The sequence below is a fragment of the Nakamurella panacisegetis genome, assembly GCF_900104535.1.
In the GTDB taxonomy this organism is placed as follows: domain Bacteria; phylum Actinomycetota; class Actinomycetes; order Mycobacteriales; family Nakamurellaceae; genus Nakamurella; species Nakamurella panacisegetis.
This window is the reverse complement of record NZ_LT629710.1, coordinates 997,211-1,012,465: the sequence shown is the minus strand read 5'-3', so window position 1 is coordinate 1,012,465 and position 15,255 is coordinate 997,211. Positions and strand designations below refer to the sequence as shown.

The following is a 15,255-nucleotide window of genomic DNA, read 5'->3' as shown; positions in this document are numbered from 1 at the left end:
CCATTATCAAATGCCGTCGGATTCGGAGTTCCAGACATGTACAGCACCGCCGCCCGGGTCCTATGGGGCCTGCTGCTCGCGGCGACCCTCGCCGCCGCCGGATGCTCCTCCACCTCGTCCACCGGCTCGACCGGGGTGGCCGTCGTCGCCTCGACCGACGTGTGGGGCAACATTGCCGCGGCGATCGGTGGCGACAAGGTCACCGTCACCTCGATCATCACCGACCCGGCCGCCGACCCGCACTCCTACGAGGCGAATGCGCAGAACGTGCTGGCCGTCTCGAAGGCCCGCCTGCTGATCGAGAACGGCGGCGGATACGACGACTTCTTCGACCACCTGATCAGTTCGGCCGGCTCGACGACGAAGGTCCTGAACGCGGTCAAGATCTCCGGTCACACCGGGACGGACGTGAACGAACACGTCTGGTACGACTTCCCGACCGTCGACGCGGTGGCCGAGCAGATCGAGACCGCGCTGGCCGCCGCGGATCCGTCCAATGCCGCCACCTACGCGGCCAACACCAACACCTTCGTGGCGCGGGTGGGCGCGCTCCGGGCCAAGGCGGCGGCGGTCAAGGCGAAGAGCGGGGGTGTCGGGGTCGCGATCACCGAGCCTGTCCCGCTCTACCTGCTGACCGCCTGCGGTTTGGTCGACCGGACGCCGGCGGCGTTCAGCCAGGCCGTCGAGAGCGACAGTGACGCCCCAGCGGCCGTGGTTGCGCAGACCCTCGCTCTGTTCACCGGCCGGCAGGTGAAGGCCCTCGTGTACAACGCCCAGACGACCGGTCCGCAGACCAAGCAGGTACTGGACGCGGCCAAGGCCAACAACGTCAATGTGGTTCCGGTCCGGGAAACCCTGCCCGCCGACACGGACTACGTTTCCTGGATGACGTCCAACCTGGATGCGATCGCGAAGGCCGTGGCGTGAGGGAGGCCGACTCGCAGCGGAAGGCAGTGGTCGAACTCGAGAAGGCCACCCTGGCCTTCGGCGACCGCACCCTCTGGTCCGACCTCGACCTGATCATCGAATCGGGTCAGTTCGTCGCGGTGCTCGGGGCCAACGGGGCCGGCAAGACGAGCCTGCTCAAGGTGCTGCTCGGCGAGCAGTCACTGAACTCCGGGACAGTACGGATCGCCGGATCGCCGGTACGCCGGGGCAGCGACGTGGTCGGCTACGTGCCGCAGCGGGTCGGCATCGACTCGGGCGTCATGGTCAAGGCCCGCGACGTGGTCCGGATGGGCCTGGACGGCCACCGCTGGGGGTTGCCGGTGCAGTTCGGCGCCAAACGCCGGGCGATGCGGCGGACCATCGACGAGATGCTGGCCGCGGTCGGAGCCACCGCGTTCGCCGATGCGCCGGTCTCGATGCTCTCCGGTGGGGAACTGCAGCGCATCCGGATCGCCGAGGCGCTGGCCTGCGACCCGGACCTGCTGATCTGTGACGAACCGCTGGCCGCGCTCGACCTGCGCCACCAGCAGGAGGTCGCGGCCCTGATCGACCGACGCCGTCGCGAGCACGACACCGCCGTGATCTTCGTGACCCACGAGATCAACCCGATCCTGCCGTACGTCGACCAGGTGCTCTACCTCGCCGGCGGCCGATTCCGGCTCGGCCCGCCCGACGAGGTGATGACCTCGGCGTCGCTGTCCGCGCTGTACGACGCGCCGGTCGACGTCATCTCCGCGCACGGCCGGCTGGTGGTGGTCGCGGCCAACGACATGACGGCCGGGCTGCCCCAGTCGCTCGACGACCACGCCGCGCACAGCGGTGACGGCGCGCTGCACGGCCTCCACGATCACGGGCACCACGACCCGGCCGACCGTTCGGCGTGGCGCCGATGAGCATCTGGGAGAAGATGTTCAACTTCGCGAACTACAGCGAACTGCTGCGGCTGGAACACAACTCGATCATCGCCGGGGCGGTCCTTGGCCTGGTCGGCGGTCTGATCGGCGTCTTCGTGATGCTGCGTGACCTGACCTTCGCCGTGCACGGCATCAGCGAGCTCTCGTTCGCCGGGGCGTCCCTGGCCCTGCTGCTGGGCGTCAATCTGGTGGCCGGGTCGGTGGTCGGGTCGCTCATCGCCGCGGTGATCTTCGGGGTGTTCGGTGTGCGGGCGCGGGAGCGCTCGTCGATCATCGGGGTCCTGATGCCCTTCGGTCTCGGGCTCGGCGTGCTGTTCCTGTCGCTGTACAACGGGCGGTCGGCCAACAAGTTCGGTGCGCTGCTCGGCCAGATCGTCGCCGTCGACAGCCCGCAGCTGCTCTGGCTCATCGTGATCTCGGCGATCGTGCTGATCGCGCTGACGATCCTGTGGCGCCCGTTGATGTTCGCCACCGTCGACCCGGACATCGCCGCCGCCCGCGGCGTTCCCGTCCGTGCTCTCTCGCCGATCTTCATGATCGTTCTCGGCCTGACGGTGGCGATGTCGGTCCAGGTGGTGGGGGCGCTGTTGGTGCTCGCCCTGCTGGTCACCCCGGCCGCGGCGGCGATGCGCGTGACGGCGTCCAGCCTGTGGGTGCCGGTGCTGGCGATGATCTTCGCCGTCACCGCGGTGGTCGGTGGCATCTTGCTGGCCATCGGTGGCAGCCTGCCGATCTCGCCCTACGTCACGACCGTGTCGTTCACCATCTACTGCATCTGCCGGGTGACCGGTGCCGTGCGGTCCAGGCGTGGCTGGAGCCGCCGTCCAGCGCCGGCGATCGGACCGGCCGACGCCTGACCCAGCCCCCACCCTCCGCTGCCCTGTACGTGACCTGGGCGGATCGTGGTGCCAGCACCACTGGACCGGTGTGGCCCACCTGCTGGCACGGCCCGGGGGTGGTCGCGGATGCTCGTCCGGTGAAGACAACAACGTTGCCGACCCGCGTCCGCCGCCGTTCGCTCGGACGGGCGGCCGCCGCCATCAGCCTGGCCGCCGTCGCCCTGTGCCTGCTGGGGGCGGCCCCGGCCTCCGCCGCTCCAGCGCCCTCGACCCCGCCTCCCGGGGTATCCAGCGGCTGTACCGCCGGTTCCGGTGCCCAGCTCCGGGAGCATCACTTCTCCCAGTCCGAACTCGACCACCATCCCGACCTGCGCTGCGCCGACCTGCAGAGCGCCGACCTCACCGGCCTGTCGTTGGTCCAGGTCGACCTGACCGGAGCCGACCTGCGACAGGCCCGGATGTCCGGGGCCAACCTGATCCAGGCCACGCTGACCGGAGCCCGGGCCGCCGGGGCGGACCTGTCGAGCGCAAAAATGGGACAGGCGACCCTGACCTCGGCCGACTTCACCGGAGCGGACCTGAGCTACGCCGATCTCAGCCAGGTCGAGGGAGCCAAGGCCACCTTCGTCGATGCCGATCTGTCCCACGCCGACCTGACCCAGGCCCAACTGCGAGGGGCGCACCTGGACCGGGCCAACCTGACCGGAGCCACCTTCACGCAGGCCACGCTGGACGGTGTGACCCTCGCCGGCACCCACGGCGGTGTCCGCTGGGATGTGTGGATCGCGGTCGCCGCGGTGGCGTTGTTCCTGATCTTCGCCCTGCGTCTGCTGGTGGCCGTCGGACGCTCGGGGCTGCGCGGCGCCGCTCGGGCCAAGGTGCTCGGCTTCGGCCTGCTGGGCCGGTTGATCCTCGTCCTGGGCATCCACGTCTTCGTCGCCGGCCTGTACGGCATCGTCAGCTCGGCCACCGGCGGTCCGTCCGTCGCTCTGTGCACCGGACCGCAGTGCGCGGTCGGGGTCGATCTCGGGATGTGGTCACCGTTCGTCGGTGTCGGCGTGGCCCTGGCCGGCCTGGCCGTGTGCACCTACGGCCGGGTGACCCAGCTGGTGGTGCGGCCGGCCCAGCCCGTCCCCTACCAGCCGTACTGACGTCCGCCGGTGCCGATAGGTGCACCGACAGCAAAGCGGGCGGCCCGGGGAAACCCGGACCGCCCGCTGCGCTGCGCGTTGCGCAGGACTACTTGTTGAAGACGACCGCGTCGGCCGGGACGGCGGCGGACGTGTCCAGGCGCAGGCCGGTGGACTTGTCGAACACGTGGATGTGGCGAGCATCCGTGACGGAGGCCCGGATCAGGCCGCCGACGCTCGGGTGGGTGCGGGCTTCGGCGCGGACGATGAAGCGATCGCCCTGCTCGTTGGTGCCGTGCACGAAGGACTCCGCGCCGAGCTCCTCGACGACCGACACGGTGATCGGCATGCCGTGGTCGGCCAGGGTCAGGTTCTCCGGGCGGACACCCAGCACGACGTTCGAGATGCCCTTGCTGGACGCCTCGGCCAGCTGCTCGCGGGTCAGCGGAATGACGATGTCACCGAACTTGACGCCCTCGCTGGTCAGCGTGGAGTCGATCAGGTTCATGGACGGGGAACCGATGAAACCGGCGACGAAGACGTTCGTCGGGCGGTCGTACAGCTCACGCGGGGTGTCGCACTGCTGCAGCACGCCACCGGGGGCCAGGACCGCGACGCGGTGACCCATCGTCATGGCCTCGACCTGGTCGTGGGTGACGTAGACGGTGGTGGTGCCAAGACGGGCCTGCAGGCCGGCGATGTTGGCGCGGGTCTCGACGCGGAGCTTGGCGTCCAGGTTCGAGAGCGGCTCGTCCATCAGGAAGACGGAGGGCTCGCGGACGATGGCCCGACCCATGGCCACGCGCTGGCGCTGGCCGCCGGAGAGGGCCTTCGGCTTGCGGTCCAGGTACTTCTCCAGGTCGAGCAGGCCGGCCGCCTCGCGGACCTTGGCGGCGATCTCGGTCTTGTTGACGCCGCGGAGCTTCAGGGCGAAGCCCATGTTCTCGGCCACCGTCATGTGCGGGTACAGCGCGTACGACTGGAAGACCATCGCGATGTCGCGGTTCTTCGGCGGGACGTTGGTGACGTCGCGGCCACCGATCAGGATGCGGCCCTCGTTGATGTCCTCGAGGCCGGCCAGCATCCGCAGGGCGGTCGACTTGCCCGACCCCGACGGGCCGACCAGGACGAGGAACTCGCCGTCGGCGATCTCCAGGCTCAGCTTGTCGACCGCGCGTACCGGAGGGGTGCCGGGGTAGACCCGGGATGCTTCGTCGTACGTGACGTCTGCCATGAACGTTCCTTCTTCCGATGGACCCGGCGCTCGCGGGCGGGCCCGTATGGGTTGGGCACTGCGGTACTGCGATCGGCGTGGAACACCGCCGACGGGGATGACCAGGACTGAGCCCTGGTGTTGCACGTCACGCTAGCGGCTCGGCGCCGGACTGGAAAGGGCATCTTGGTAAGCGCTTTCCCGATGCTGGCCATATTCACTCGTTCGGCGTAACAAGCGACTCGGTTGGGGTTCGCGGCGGCATCGATCGGGGTATTCCCCGGGCGCGGTGGGGACGGGCCGCCGGTCGAACGCCCCGGGCCGGGGAGTGGCATTGTCGTCGGACCCGGCCGTGCGGCTAACGTGCTTGCATGGAACGCTCCTCGAGGTCAAGGCCGCCGGCCACGCTGGCCTCCTTGGCGGCCGAACTCGGCATCTCCCGCACCACGGTGTCCAACGCGTACAACCGTCCTGATCAGTTGTCGCCGCAGCTGCGGTCGAGGGTGATGGACGCCGCCCGTCGGCTCGGTTACCCGGGCCCGGACCCGGTCGCCCGGTCGCTGCGCACCCGCAAGGCCGGTGCGATCGGCCTGTTGCTGACCGAGCAGATCTCCTACGCCTTCCGCGACCCGGCCGCCGTCGCCTTCCTGGAGGGCCTCACACTCGAATGCGACCTGGCCCGGGTCGGTCTCCTGCTGGTGCCGGCCCGTCCTGATTCGGACGACACCATGGCCGTGTCCAGTGCCGCGGTCGACGGCTTCATCGCCTACTCCATGCCCGACGACGACCCCCATCTGGCGGCCGTGCTGGCCCGGCCGGTCCCGGCGGTCATCTGCGACCAGCCCGCGGTCGCGGGCGCGGACCTGGTCGGCATCGACGATCGGGCCGCGGCCCGCGGCATCGCCGACCACCTGATCGCCCTCGGCCACCGCCGCATCGGTGTCGTGTGCATGCGGCTGGGCCGGGCGAATCGTGACGGCGCCGTGGATCTCGCTCGTCAGCAGGCCGCCCACTATCACGTGCAACGCAACCGCCTGGCCGGCCTGCGGGACGCGTTCACCGCGGCCGGAGTGGCCTGGGATCGGGTGCCGGTGGTGGAACGGTTCGACCACACGCTGGAGGCCGGCGCGTCGGGGGCCGCGCAGGTGCTCTCCCTCGACCCGGGCATCACCGCACTGATCGCGACGTCCGACGTGCTCGCCCTGGGAGCGATCGACGAACTGTCCCGCCGCCGTCAGCGGGTGCCGGACGACGTGTCGGTGACCGGGTTCGACGGGATCCGGGCCGCACTCGACGCCGGCCTGACCACCGTCGCCCAACCGGTGGGGGAGAAGGGCCGTCAGGCCGGACGGATGCTCCTGGACCCGGCCCGCAGTTCACACGGCCGCCGGGTCGTGCTGCCGACGACGTTCCTGCCCGGTGTCACCACCGGGCCGCCCCGCCTGTAGGGCCTGGCGTCAGACGCCCGACGCCTGGGTGCTGATCCGTCCCCGGGCCCGCCGGCGGCTGGCCTCCAGGACACGCAGCAGGTCGGCGACCCGGGACGGGTCGGCGATCCGGACGTCGGCCGCGGTCGTACCGGCGCCGACCTTCACTCCAACGTCCTCGCGGCCGAGGGAGAGGAACGCGTTCTCGTCGGTGATGTCGTCGCCGATGAAGATGATTCCGGTGCAATGGTTGTCGCGGGCCACCTGCTGGAGGGCGCGACCCTTGTCGGTCGCCACCACGGTCAGCTCCAGCACCATCTTGCCGCGCAGCAGGTGAACGCCGGGCCAGGTCGCCGGGTCCTCCTCGATCGCTGTCGTGACCGCCTTCGCGTCCTCGGCGTCGGCGCCGCGCAGATGCACGGCGATACCCGTCGGCTTCGGCTCCAGGGCCACCCCGGGGTACTGGCTGGTGATGCTCTGCAACGCCCGTCGCAACGAGGCCAGACGGGTGGATGCGGTGCTGGAGAGTTCGCTGCGGCCCGTGTGCTCGGGGTGCTGGGAGCCGTCGATGGTCATGGTCGACACCTCGGCCCCGTGGCTGCCGATCAGGTGCATGTTCTCCGTCTCGCCCAGCAGGATCCGCAGATCGGCCAGGGCCCGCCCGGATACGACGGCGACCACCGTGCCGGGGATGGTGGTCAGCGACCGAAGGGCCTCAACCGCCTCCGGGAGAGCCCGCGCCGTTGCCGGGTCGTCGACGATCGGGGCCAGGGTGCCGTCGAAGTCCGTCCCGATCAGGAGCCGCTCGGTCTCGGAGATCTCCATCAGGGCCGCCACCACATCGGCCGGGAGACGGTTGCGGGCCTCGGTCACGTGGTCCCGGGTGCCCTCGAGGGCCGACAGGAAGGACTCGGCCCACCGATCCACGTCGTGGGTCAGCACCTGACGCCGCAGCGAACGCATCTGCCGCCGGGCGGCCACCGTGGTCATGTTCAGGGCGGCGCGCAGGCCGTCCTTGACCCCGTCCGTGTCGTACGGGTTCACCTGGAGGGCCGCCCGCAACTCCCGGGCCGCACCGGTGAACTCGCTCAGGAGCAGGGTCCCGCCGCCGTCCACCCGGCAGGCCACGTACTCCTTGGCCACCAGGTTCATGCCGTCACGCAGCGGCGTCACCGTCATCACGTCGGCCGCGACGTAGAACGCGGCCAGTTCCTCACGGGGCAGGGACTGGTGCAGGTAGTGCACGGCGGGGCGACCGATCTTGCCGAAATCGCCGTTCAGTGAACCGACCTGGCGCTCGATGCCCTCGCGCATCCGGATGTAGGACTCCAGGCGCTCACGGCTGGGCGTGGCGATCTGCACCATCACCGCGTCGTCCACCGACGGATCCTTCTCGGCCAGCAACTCGCGGAAGGCACGCAGTCGGACGTCGATGCCCTTGGTGTAGTCGAGCCGGTCGACGCCCAGGATGATCTTGCTCGGGTTGCCCAGATCGGCCCGGAGCTTGCGGGCCGCGTCGTGCACCTCGGGGGTGGCGGCCAGCGCCGATTGGGCGGCCGAATCGATGGAGATGGGGAAGGCGCCGACCTTGATGGTGCGGCCGTCGTAGTTGAGCCGCCCCCCGCTGGTCGGCACGTCAAGCAGTGACTTGGCCAGCCGGACGAAGTTGCGGGTACCGCCGGGCAGCTGGAATCCGATCAGGTCCGCGCCGAGCAGTCCGGCGACGATCTGCCGACGCCACGGCAACCGGTTGAACAGTTCGGCCGGCGGAAACGGGATGTGCAGGAAGAAGCCGATGCGCACGTCCGGACGCAGCGCCCGCAGCATCTGCGGCACGAGTTGCAGCTGGTAGTCGTGGATCCACACCGTCGCTCCGGGGGCCGCCACTTCGGCCGCGCGGCGGGCGAACCGGTCGTTGACCCTGCGGTACGCCTCCCACCAGGGGCGATGGAACTCCGACGGCGCGACGGCGTCGTGGTACAACGGCCACAGGGTGGCGTTGGAGAAGCCCTCGTAGTACTGGTCCACCTCGTCCGAGGTCAGCGAGATCGGCTCGAGGGTGAGGCCGTCGGTGGTGGTCGCCTCGAGTTCGGTGTCGGGCGTCCCGGGCCAGCCGACCCAGGCGCCTTCGCGCCGGGAGAGGATGGGCTGCAACGCGGTGACCAGGCCGCCGGGAGCCTGCCGGGCCTTGGTGGTTCCGTCGGGCTGCGGCTCCAGATCGAACGGGAGGCGGTTGGCCAGCACCACCATCGAGGCCTGGCGCGGCGTGGTCGAGTCGTTCGTCTGCGGATGTGGCGAAGGCGGGACATCGGTTACCGGCACATACCTCACCTTACGGCGGTCCAGGACGGGCCCGTGCAGTGACGACGCGGACCGGCCGCTCAGTGCCCGAACGGATCGGCGTCGCGCCCGGGCAGCCAGGAACGCCCGGGGACGCCCCAACCGTTGGCCTTGACCATCTTCCGGGCGGCGCGTGCGTTCCGTCCGACCAGACGGTCTAGGTAGAGGTACCCGTCCAGGTGGTCCGTCTCGTGCTGCAGGCAGCGGGCGAAGAAGCCCGTTCCCTCCACCTCGACCGGCTGATTGTCCTTGTCGACCCCGGTCACCTTGGCCCATTGGGCCCGTCCGGTGGGGAAGTTCTCGCCCGGAACCGAGAGGCAGCCCTCGTAGTCGTCGTCCGGGTCGGGCATCGTCTCGGGGATGGCCGAGGTCTGAAGGACCGGATTGACGACGTAGCCCTTGTGCCGGACACCCTCGTCGTCGGGGCAGTCGTAGATGAAGACCCGTCGATCGTCGCCGATCTGGTTGGCGGCCAGGCCGGCCCCGTTGGCCGCTGTGTTCGTCTCGAAGAGATCGTCGATGAATGCCGCCAGTTCCGCATCGAACACCGTGACCGGGGTGGTCGGGCGGTGCAGAACGGGTTCGCCGCAGATGACGATGGGATGGATGGTCACGACGCAATGTTAACGGGGCCCGTCGCATCGTCCGCGGCGCCGACCTCCCCGCCGCTGACGGCAAGGCTCACCAAACCCAGCCCGGTGGATCATACGTCCCGACCTCCGTTCGGGGCGGCGCAATGTGTGCAGTTCACCGCCCTGAGCGTGATCCGGGGCACAGGAGGCCGACTTCTCCCGGATCGCGGTTGGGTGTAGCGTCCCCATAGATAGGTCAGCCTTACCAAACGGTTCGATGGCCCCCTTGGGGGTCACACCCCCGGACCGACCGTTCTCATCCCGGAGGCCCGCATGCTGGCGACGCTCGTGATCGGCCTGCGCGAGGGCCTCGAGGCAGCGCTCATCGTGGGCATCATCGCCGCGTTCCTGAAGCAGAGTGGTCGCACGGACGCGCTGAAGAAGATGTGGGCCGGTGTCATCGTCGCCGTGCTGCTGTGTCTGGCCGTCGGGATCGTCCTGCAGAGCGTCAACTCCTCGCTGCCCCAGCGTCAGCAGGAGATGTTGGAGTGCGTGGTCGCCGCGATCGCGGTCGTCATGGTGTCCTACATGGTCCTGTGGATGCGGGCCCATTCCCGGAGCCTCAAGGCCGACCTGCACCGGGCGGCCGGCGGCGCCCTGGCCAGCGGCAGCGCGACGGCGCTGGTGGTGATGGCCTTCCTGGCCGTGTTCCGCGAAGGGTTCGAGACGGCCGTCTTCCTGCTGGCCGCGTTCCAGTCGGCGGTTTCGCCGGTCCAGGCGGCCAGCGGAGCGGTGGTCGGAATCGTCGTCGCGGTGGGCCTGGGCTACTTGATCTACCGCGGCGGCGTCCGTCTGAACCTGTCCAGATTCTTCCGGATCACCGGCGCGGTCCTGGTCCTGGTCGCCGCCGGCCTGGTGGTCAGTACGTTCCGGGCCGCCTACGAGGCGGGATGGCTCACGGTCGGGCAGCAGCACGCGGTGTCGCTGTCCCTGATCGCCCGGCCCGGCACGATCCAGGAGTCGCTCCTCACCGGCGTGCTCGGAATCCGTTCCTCGATGCCGGTCATCGAGGTCCTGGCCTACCTGCTCTACGTGGTGCCCATGCTGGCCGTCGTGTTGTGGCCGGCCGGACGGGCGCTGACCGGACGGGCGCTGGGCCGACTGCTCGCCGGGGTGGCCGCCCCCGCACTGGTCGTCGCCGCCGGGTTGATCCTGCTGGCCCCGTCGGCGCCGTCCACGGCGCCGGCCGCGCTGACCGTGAACCTGACCACCGCCGGCACCGATCCGGCCACCGGAGCCGCGTCCGGCGGCACCACCACGGGTCAGCTGACCGCCACCGTCTCGGGGTCGAACAGCACGGCCGGGCTGACCGGCGCGTTGGCCGGGACGTCGGCCCTGCAGATCTCCGGTCACAGCACGGTCGGCGGGGTGTCGGCCGCCCGGTACACCGGGGCGCCGATCACCACCGGGAGCGCCGGGACCGCGCTCCCGGAGAGCTTGACGCTGAAGCAGGTGGCGGCCCTCGGTGACGGGCGGATGCCGATCGGGCTGTCGACCAACGGCAGCTCGAACGGCACCGTGCGGGCGGCGTACACCGACACGACCACGCCGACCGTGACGATCGATCCGACCAGCGGCGTCGTGCTCGAGGTCGAAGCCACCCGGGTGCGCACGCTCACGGTGACCAGTGCCTCCGGCGCGACCTTCCCGGTCGGCACCATCGCGACGACGACCATCACGACCGCCGCCGATTCGGTCTCCCAGCAGGTCCTTGCGGTTGGCCGCTTCACCGGTCGGCAGGCCGACCACCAGGTCCTGGGTGAGGTGATGCCCGGTCTGCTGGTCGTGTTCGCGATCGTTCTCGGTGGATTCGCGGCTCCACACCTGTTGCGCCGCAAGCCGACCGCTGCCCCGTTGTCGCCGACGGCGGGCCGTCACGAGACGTTGTCGCCGGTTTCGGCCGGTTCCCCCGAGAGCACCTGAACCCTCCCATCACCTGACCGAGACCGTGCCGACCCGGCCCGGCCCGGCTGTTCCGACCCCGAAAAAGCCCACCCGAGGAGATCACCTATGTTCACCCTGCGACGCGATCACCGCGCGGCCACGGCCGCCGGTTTGCTGACCGCCACCGCGCTCCTGCTCTCTGCCTGCGGGTCGAGCTCGTCCGGCGCCCCAGCGGGATCGACGACGGCCGCCTCGGCCGGTGCCACCGCCTCCGGGCCGACCGCGTCCGGCGGGGCATCGACCTCCGCGGCGGTCTCCTCCGGTGCCGCCGGGACCTCTGCGGTCGCGAGCAGTGCGTCGGCCGGCGGGACGTCCAAGGTCAGCATCAGCATCACCGACGCCAAGGGTTGTACCGCGACGCCGGACACCGTCCCGGCCGGCGTGGTCACCTTCACCGTCAAGAATGTCGACGCCACCGGCGTCACCGAACTCGAGCTGATCTCCGACCAACGCATCGTCGGGGAACGGGAGAACCTGACCCCGGGCTTCGACTCCACCTTCACGGTTCGGGTCGACGGCGGCTCTTACCAGATCTACTGCCCGGGCGGCGCGACCGAGAAGGTCCCGTTCACCGTGACCGGAAAGGCCGCCGCGGCCGACACCGGCGACACCGCCGCGTTGTTGCACCAGGCGACCATCGACTACGCGACCTACGTCGACGACCAGATCGAGTTCCTGATCCCGCCGGTGCAGGACCTCCTGGCCGCGATCAAGGTCGGGAACCTCAAGGCCGCGCAGGCCGCCTACGCCAAGGCCCGCCCGTTCTACGAGCGGATCGAACCGGTCGCCGAATCCTTCCCGGACCTGGACTCCGCGATCGATCTGCGGATCGGTGACGTCGAGGCCGGCACCCCGTGGACCGGCTTCCACCCGATCGAGAAGGGGCTGTTCCAGGCCAAGTCGACCAAGGGTCTGGAGACTCTGGCCGCCGGTCTGCTCGCCAACGTCAAGGATCTGCAGGCCAAGGCCGGTCAGCTGGCCGCGGACACGACCGCCAAGAACGGCAAGGGCTACCAGCCGTTCGAGATCGCCAACGGCGCGTCCGGCCTGATGGACGAGGTGTTGAAGTCGAAGATCACCGGGGAGGAGGAGGCCTACTCCCGTATCGACCTGCTCGACTTCGAGGCCAACGTCGAGGGTTCGCTGCAGGCGTTCGCCACGTTGCAGCCCGCGCTGAACAAGATCGACCCGACGGTCGTGCCGGCCATCTCGGCCAAGTTCACGGCGCTCACCAAGGTCCTCGACACCTACCGCGACCCGAAGGCGCTCGGCGGGTGGACGCCGTACGAGGATCTGACCGCCGCCGACAAGACCAAGCTGACCAACGCTCTGCTGGCCGTCCAGGAGCCGTTGGCCGCCGTCTCGGCCAAGATCACCCGGTGACGAAGCCGGCGAGCGGGATATCGCGATGAACGACAACATGCCCACCGGCGGCCGGGACGATGCGTCCGAGACGTCCGGCGTTCCCGGCTCCGCCACCCCCGGCGAATCCAGCGTCGGCGGGGGTGAGCGACCCGGTCCGAGCCGACGGCGATTCTTCGGCACGGCCGCCGCGACCGCCGCCGCCGCGCTGGCCGCCGGTGGGGTCGGCGGTTACGCGATCAAGGCGTCCAACGACCGCGACGCCACGTCGTCCGGCGCTGCGTCGTCCGCCACTGCGTCGTCCGCCGCCGAAGGCACGGGCGCGGCGAAGCCGGGCGGGGCGACCAGCACGGACCGGTCGGCGCTGATCGTCCCCTTCTACGGCGTGAAACAGGCCGGGATCACCACGGCGCAGCAGGAGCGAATGATGTTCGCCTCGCTCGACGTCACCAGCACCGATCCGAAGGACCTGCAGTTCCTTCTCGGCCGATGGGCCGCCCTGGCCGCGCGGTTCACCGCGGGAAAGTCCGTGAGTTCATCGCCCGACGACCCGGCGGCGCCCCCGCTGGACACCGGCGAGGCGCTGGATTCCGGTCCCTATTCGCTGACCATCACGGTCGGACTCGGGGCCAGCCTGTTCGACGACCGGTTCGGATTGGCCGGCCAGATGCCGGCCGCACTGGAGCCCCTCGGCACCATTCCGGGTGACGCCGTCCTGCAACCGGCGCTGACCGGCGGCGACCTCTGCATCCAGGCCTGTGCCGACGATCCGCAGGTGGTGTTCCACGCGGTCCGCAACATGGTCAGGGCGGCCCGCGGCACCGCCGTCCTGAGGTGGTCCCAACTGGGTTTCGGCCGTGCCTCGGCGACGGGCGCCGGCCAGACCACGCCGCGCAACCTGATGGGCTTCAAGGACGGCACGAACAACATCCACGCCGACGACGTACCGGCCACGTCGGAGCACGTCTGGGTCGGGGACGAGACCGACCAGGCTTGGATGAAGGGCGGCTCGTACCTGGTGGCCCGAAAGATCCGGATGGAGATCGAGTCGTGGGACACGGACGACCTGGACGACCAGGAGAAGATCTTCGGACGGACGAAGGTCAACGGTGATCCCCTCAGCGGCGGCACCGAGTTCACCCCGATCGACTTCGACAAGAAGGCCGCCGACGGCACGCCGGTGATCGATGTGCGGTCGCACGTCCGTTTGGCGTCGCCCGAAGCGAACGGCGGCGTACGGATCCTGCGTCGGGGCTACAACTACACCGACGGGCAGGACCCGGAGACGGGAAAGCTCGCGGCCGGTCTCTTCTTCATCTCCTATCAGCGGAACCCACACACCCAGTTCAAGGTCCTGCAGTCCCGGCTGGGGGCATCGGACCTGCTCAACGAGTACATAGCCCACGTCGGCGGCGGCATCTGGGCCTGCCCGCCGGGCGTGACGGCAGCCGGTGACTGGTACGCGAAGTCGCTCTTCAGGGCCATCTGAAGGCCGGGCGGCCGCTGCTCCGGATGAAGTTCACTCTCTCGAGTTGACTACGCCGTACGGGGAGAATTCAGGAGGAAATCCGCTGGCAACGCCCCCATCTGCTACGGAACGTAGCTGTGCAAACACAATACACTGCTCCGAAAGGGTAGTGCTGGGTGCTCTCGTGTGATTAGATGAGTTGTCGCCGCCCATGGCGACCACTGATCGGGTCATTCTCACCGGCACTGCGATCCGCCGCCGCTGGAACGGGTCCTGTGTCGAGGCGTACGCGCCGGCCGTGACGGGCCGGTGTGGCCCGGTACCGGTGAGCGACAACCATCGGAGACACCACATGAGCCAGGCCGTAGATTCGTGGTCCAAGGAGATGTTCGCGGCCGCCGTCTGTCGTTTGCTCCGTGACTCTCGGCGTCGGCAGAAACTGACCCAGGCCCAGGTGGCCGAACGTACCGGCGGCCTGATCTCCAAGGCGGCGCTGGCCAACTACGAAACCGGCCATCGGTCCTTGCGGGTGGATGTGCTCTGGGTGATCGCCAAGGCCCTCGGCGAGAACATCGGCAATCTGGTGGCCAACGCCGAACGCGGTATCGGGTACCGCCAGGACGCCGACGGCACGACCCCGATCACCATCGACATCGAGGAGATCCGGGACAACGGGGATCCCCGCCTCGGCCCGGTCCGGCGCTGGGTCGAACTGCAGCAGGGTGTCCGGCCGGCGGCCGGCGGGGTGATGACCTTGGATGCCGGTGCCGTCGCCGCACTCTCGTCGCTGATGGGCGTCACGGCCCCGGAGTGCCGGGCCATCCTGATGACGGTCGCCGGACGCTTCGACCATGCCGGCCAAGAGATCGCCCGCGAGAACGCCTCGGTCTGAGCGGTCCCGGCCGCCAGTTGGTCCCGGCGCGGTGAATCACCTGAGCCGCCGAGGGGACTTGAACCCCTAACCCCCGCATTACAAGTGCGGTGCGCTACCAATTGCGCCACGGCGGCGTGCTCGCAGTGGTACGCGAACTCGCCGCT

The 15,255-nt window shown here is 69.7% G+C and carries 12 protein-coding genes and 1 tRNA gene; 9 read left to right on the top strand and 4 right to left on the bottom strand.

Annotation, left to right across the window (positions count from 1 at the left end; translation table 11 throughout):
- The first annotated feature begins 36 nt into the window (after nucleotides 1–36).
- The 4 genes from BLS97_RS04380 to BLS97_RS04365 all read left to right on the top strand — a co-directional run bounded on the left by BLS97_RS04380 (nucleotide 37) and on the right by BLS97_RS04365 (nucleotide 3,852).
- Complete coding sequence (locus BLS97_RS04380) at nucleotides 37–927, top strand: metal ABC transporter solute-binding protein, Zn/Mn family (protein ID WP_090474760.1); 891 nt, start codon at nucleotides 37–39, stop codon at nucleotides 925–927.
- Entirely contained in the window at nucleotides 924–1,841 is a 918-nt protein-coding gene (locus BLS97_RS04375; protein ID WP_172832208.1) for a metal ABC transporter ATP-binding protein, read from the top strand. Before BLS97_RS04380 ends, BLS97_RS04375 begins: the two co-directional genes overlap by 4 nt.
- On the top strand, nucleotides 1,838–2,719 hold the full coding sequence (locus BLS97_RS04370; RefSeq protein ID WP_090481290.1) for a metal ABC transporter permease: 882 nt from the start codon (nucleotides 1,838–1,840) through the stop codon (nucleotides 2,717–2,719). Before BLS97_RS04375 ends, BLS97_RS04370 begins: the two co-directional genes overlap by 4 nt.
- Before the next feature lie 119 nt (nucleotides 2,720–2,838).
- On the top strand, nucleotides 2,839–3,852 hold the full coding sequence (locus BLS97_RS04365; protein WP_157695175.1) for a pentapeptide repeat-containing protein: 1,014 nt from the start codon (nucleotides 2,839–2,841) through the stop codon (nucleotides 3,850–3,852).
- 88 nt (nucleotides 3,853–3,940) lie between these two features.
- Here the strand turns inward: BLS97_RS04365 and BLS97_RS04360 are convergent, their stop codons facing one another.
- On the bottom strand, nucleotides 3,941–5,065 hold the full coding sequence (locus BLS97_RS04360) for an ABC transporter ATP-binding protein (protein WP_090474757.1): 1,125 nt from the start codon (nucleotides 5,063–5,065) through the stop codon (nucleotides 3,941–3,943).
- Between the two features lie 350 nt (nucleotides 5,066–5,415).
- Between BLS97_RS04360 and BLS97_RS04355 the strand changes: the two genes are divergently transcribed.
- The gene (locus tag BLS97_RS04355) at nucleotides 5,416–6,492 is read left to right on the top strand and encodes a LacI family DNA-binding transcriptional regulator (RefSeq protein ID WP_090474756.1); all 1,077 of its coding nucleotides are present in this window, start codon (nucleotides 5,416–5,418) and stop codon (nucleotides 6,490–6,492) included.
- 9 nt (nucleotides 6,493–6,501) lie between these two features.
- Here BLS97_RS04355 and BLS97_RS04350 read toward each other — a convergent pair whose 3' ends face one another.
- Together BLS97_RS04350 and BLS97_RS04345 are read right to left on the bottom strand one after the other, a co-directional pair.
- A complete protein-coding gene (locus BLS97_RS04350; RefSeq protein ID WP_407938041.1) occupies nucleotides 6,502–8,817 on the bottom strand; it encodes a bifunctional alpha,alpha-trehalose-phosphate synthase (UDP-forming)/trehalose-phosphatase in 2,316 nt (771 codons plus the stop codon).
- 35 nt (nucleotides 8,818–8,852) lie between these two features.
- Entirely contained in the window at nucleotides 8,853–9,425 is a 573-nt protein-coding gene (locus tag BLS97_RS04345) for a peptide deformylase (RefSeq protein ID WP_090474754.1), read from the bottom strand.
- A 291-nt stretch (nucleotides 9,426–9,716) separates the two neighbouring features.
- On the opposite strand from BLS97_RS04345, the gene efeU reads away from it, so the two are divergent.
- From efeU to BLS97_RS04325, 4 genes are all read left to right on the top strand, one after another.
- Nucleotides 9,717–11,366, top strand: coding sequence for an iron uptake transporter permease EfeU (efeU, locus tag BLS97_RS04340; protein ID WP_090474753.1), 1,650 nt, complete (start codon nucleotides 9,717–9,719; stop codon nucleotides 11,364–11,366).
- Nucleotides 11,367–11,453: 87 nt separating this feature from the next.
- Nucleotides 11,454–12,770, top strand: coding sequence for an iron uptake system protein EfeO (gene efeO, locus BLS97_RS04335; RefSeq protein WP_090474752.1), 1,317 nt, complete (start codon nucleotides 11,454–11,456; stop codon nucleotides 12,768–12,770).
- Nucleotides 12,771–12,795: 25 nt separating this feature from the next.
- A complete protein-coding gene (gene efeB, locus BLS97_RS04330) occupies nucleotides 12,796–14,238 on the top strand; it encodes an iron uptake transporter deferrochelatase/peroxidase subunit (protein WP_231988348.1) in 1,443 nt (480 codons plus the stop codon).
- 331 nt (nucleotides 14,239–14,569) lie between these two features.
- Entirely contained in the window at nucleotides 14,570–15,109 is a 540-nt protein-coding gene (locus BLS97_RS04325; RefSeq protein ID WP_157695174.1) for a helix-turn-helix domain-containing protein, read from the top strand.
- A 43-nt stretch (nucleotides 15,110–15,152) separates the two neighbouring features.
- Here BLS97_RS04325 and BLS97_RS04320 read toward each other — a convergent pair.
- Nucleotides 15,153–15,225: transfer RNA gene (locus BLS97_RS04320), tRNA-Thr, on the bottom strand.
- Between the last annotated feature and the right edge of the window lie 30 nt (nucleotides 15,226–15,255).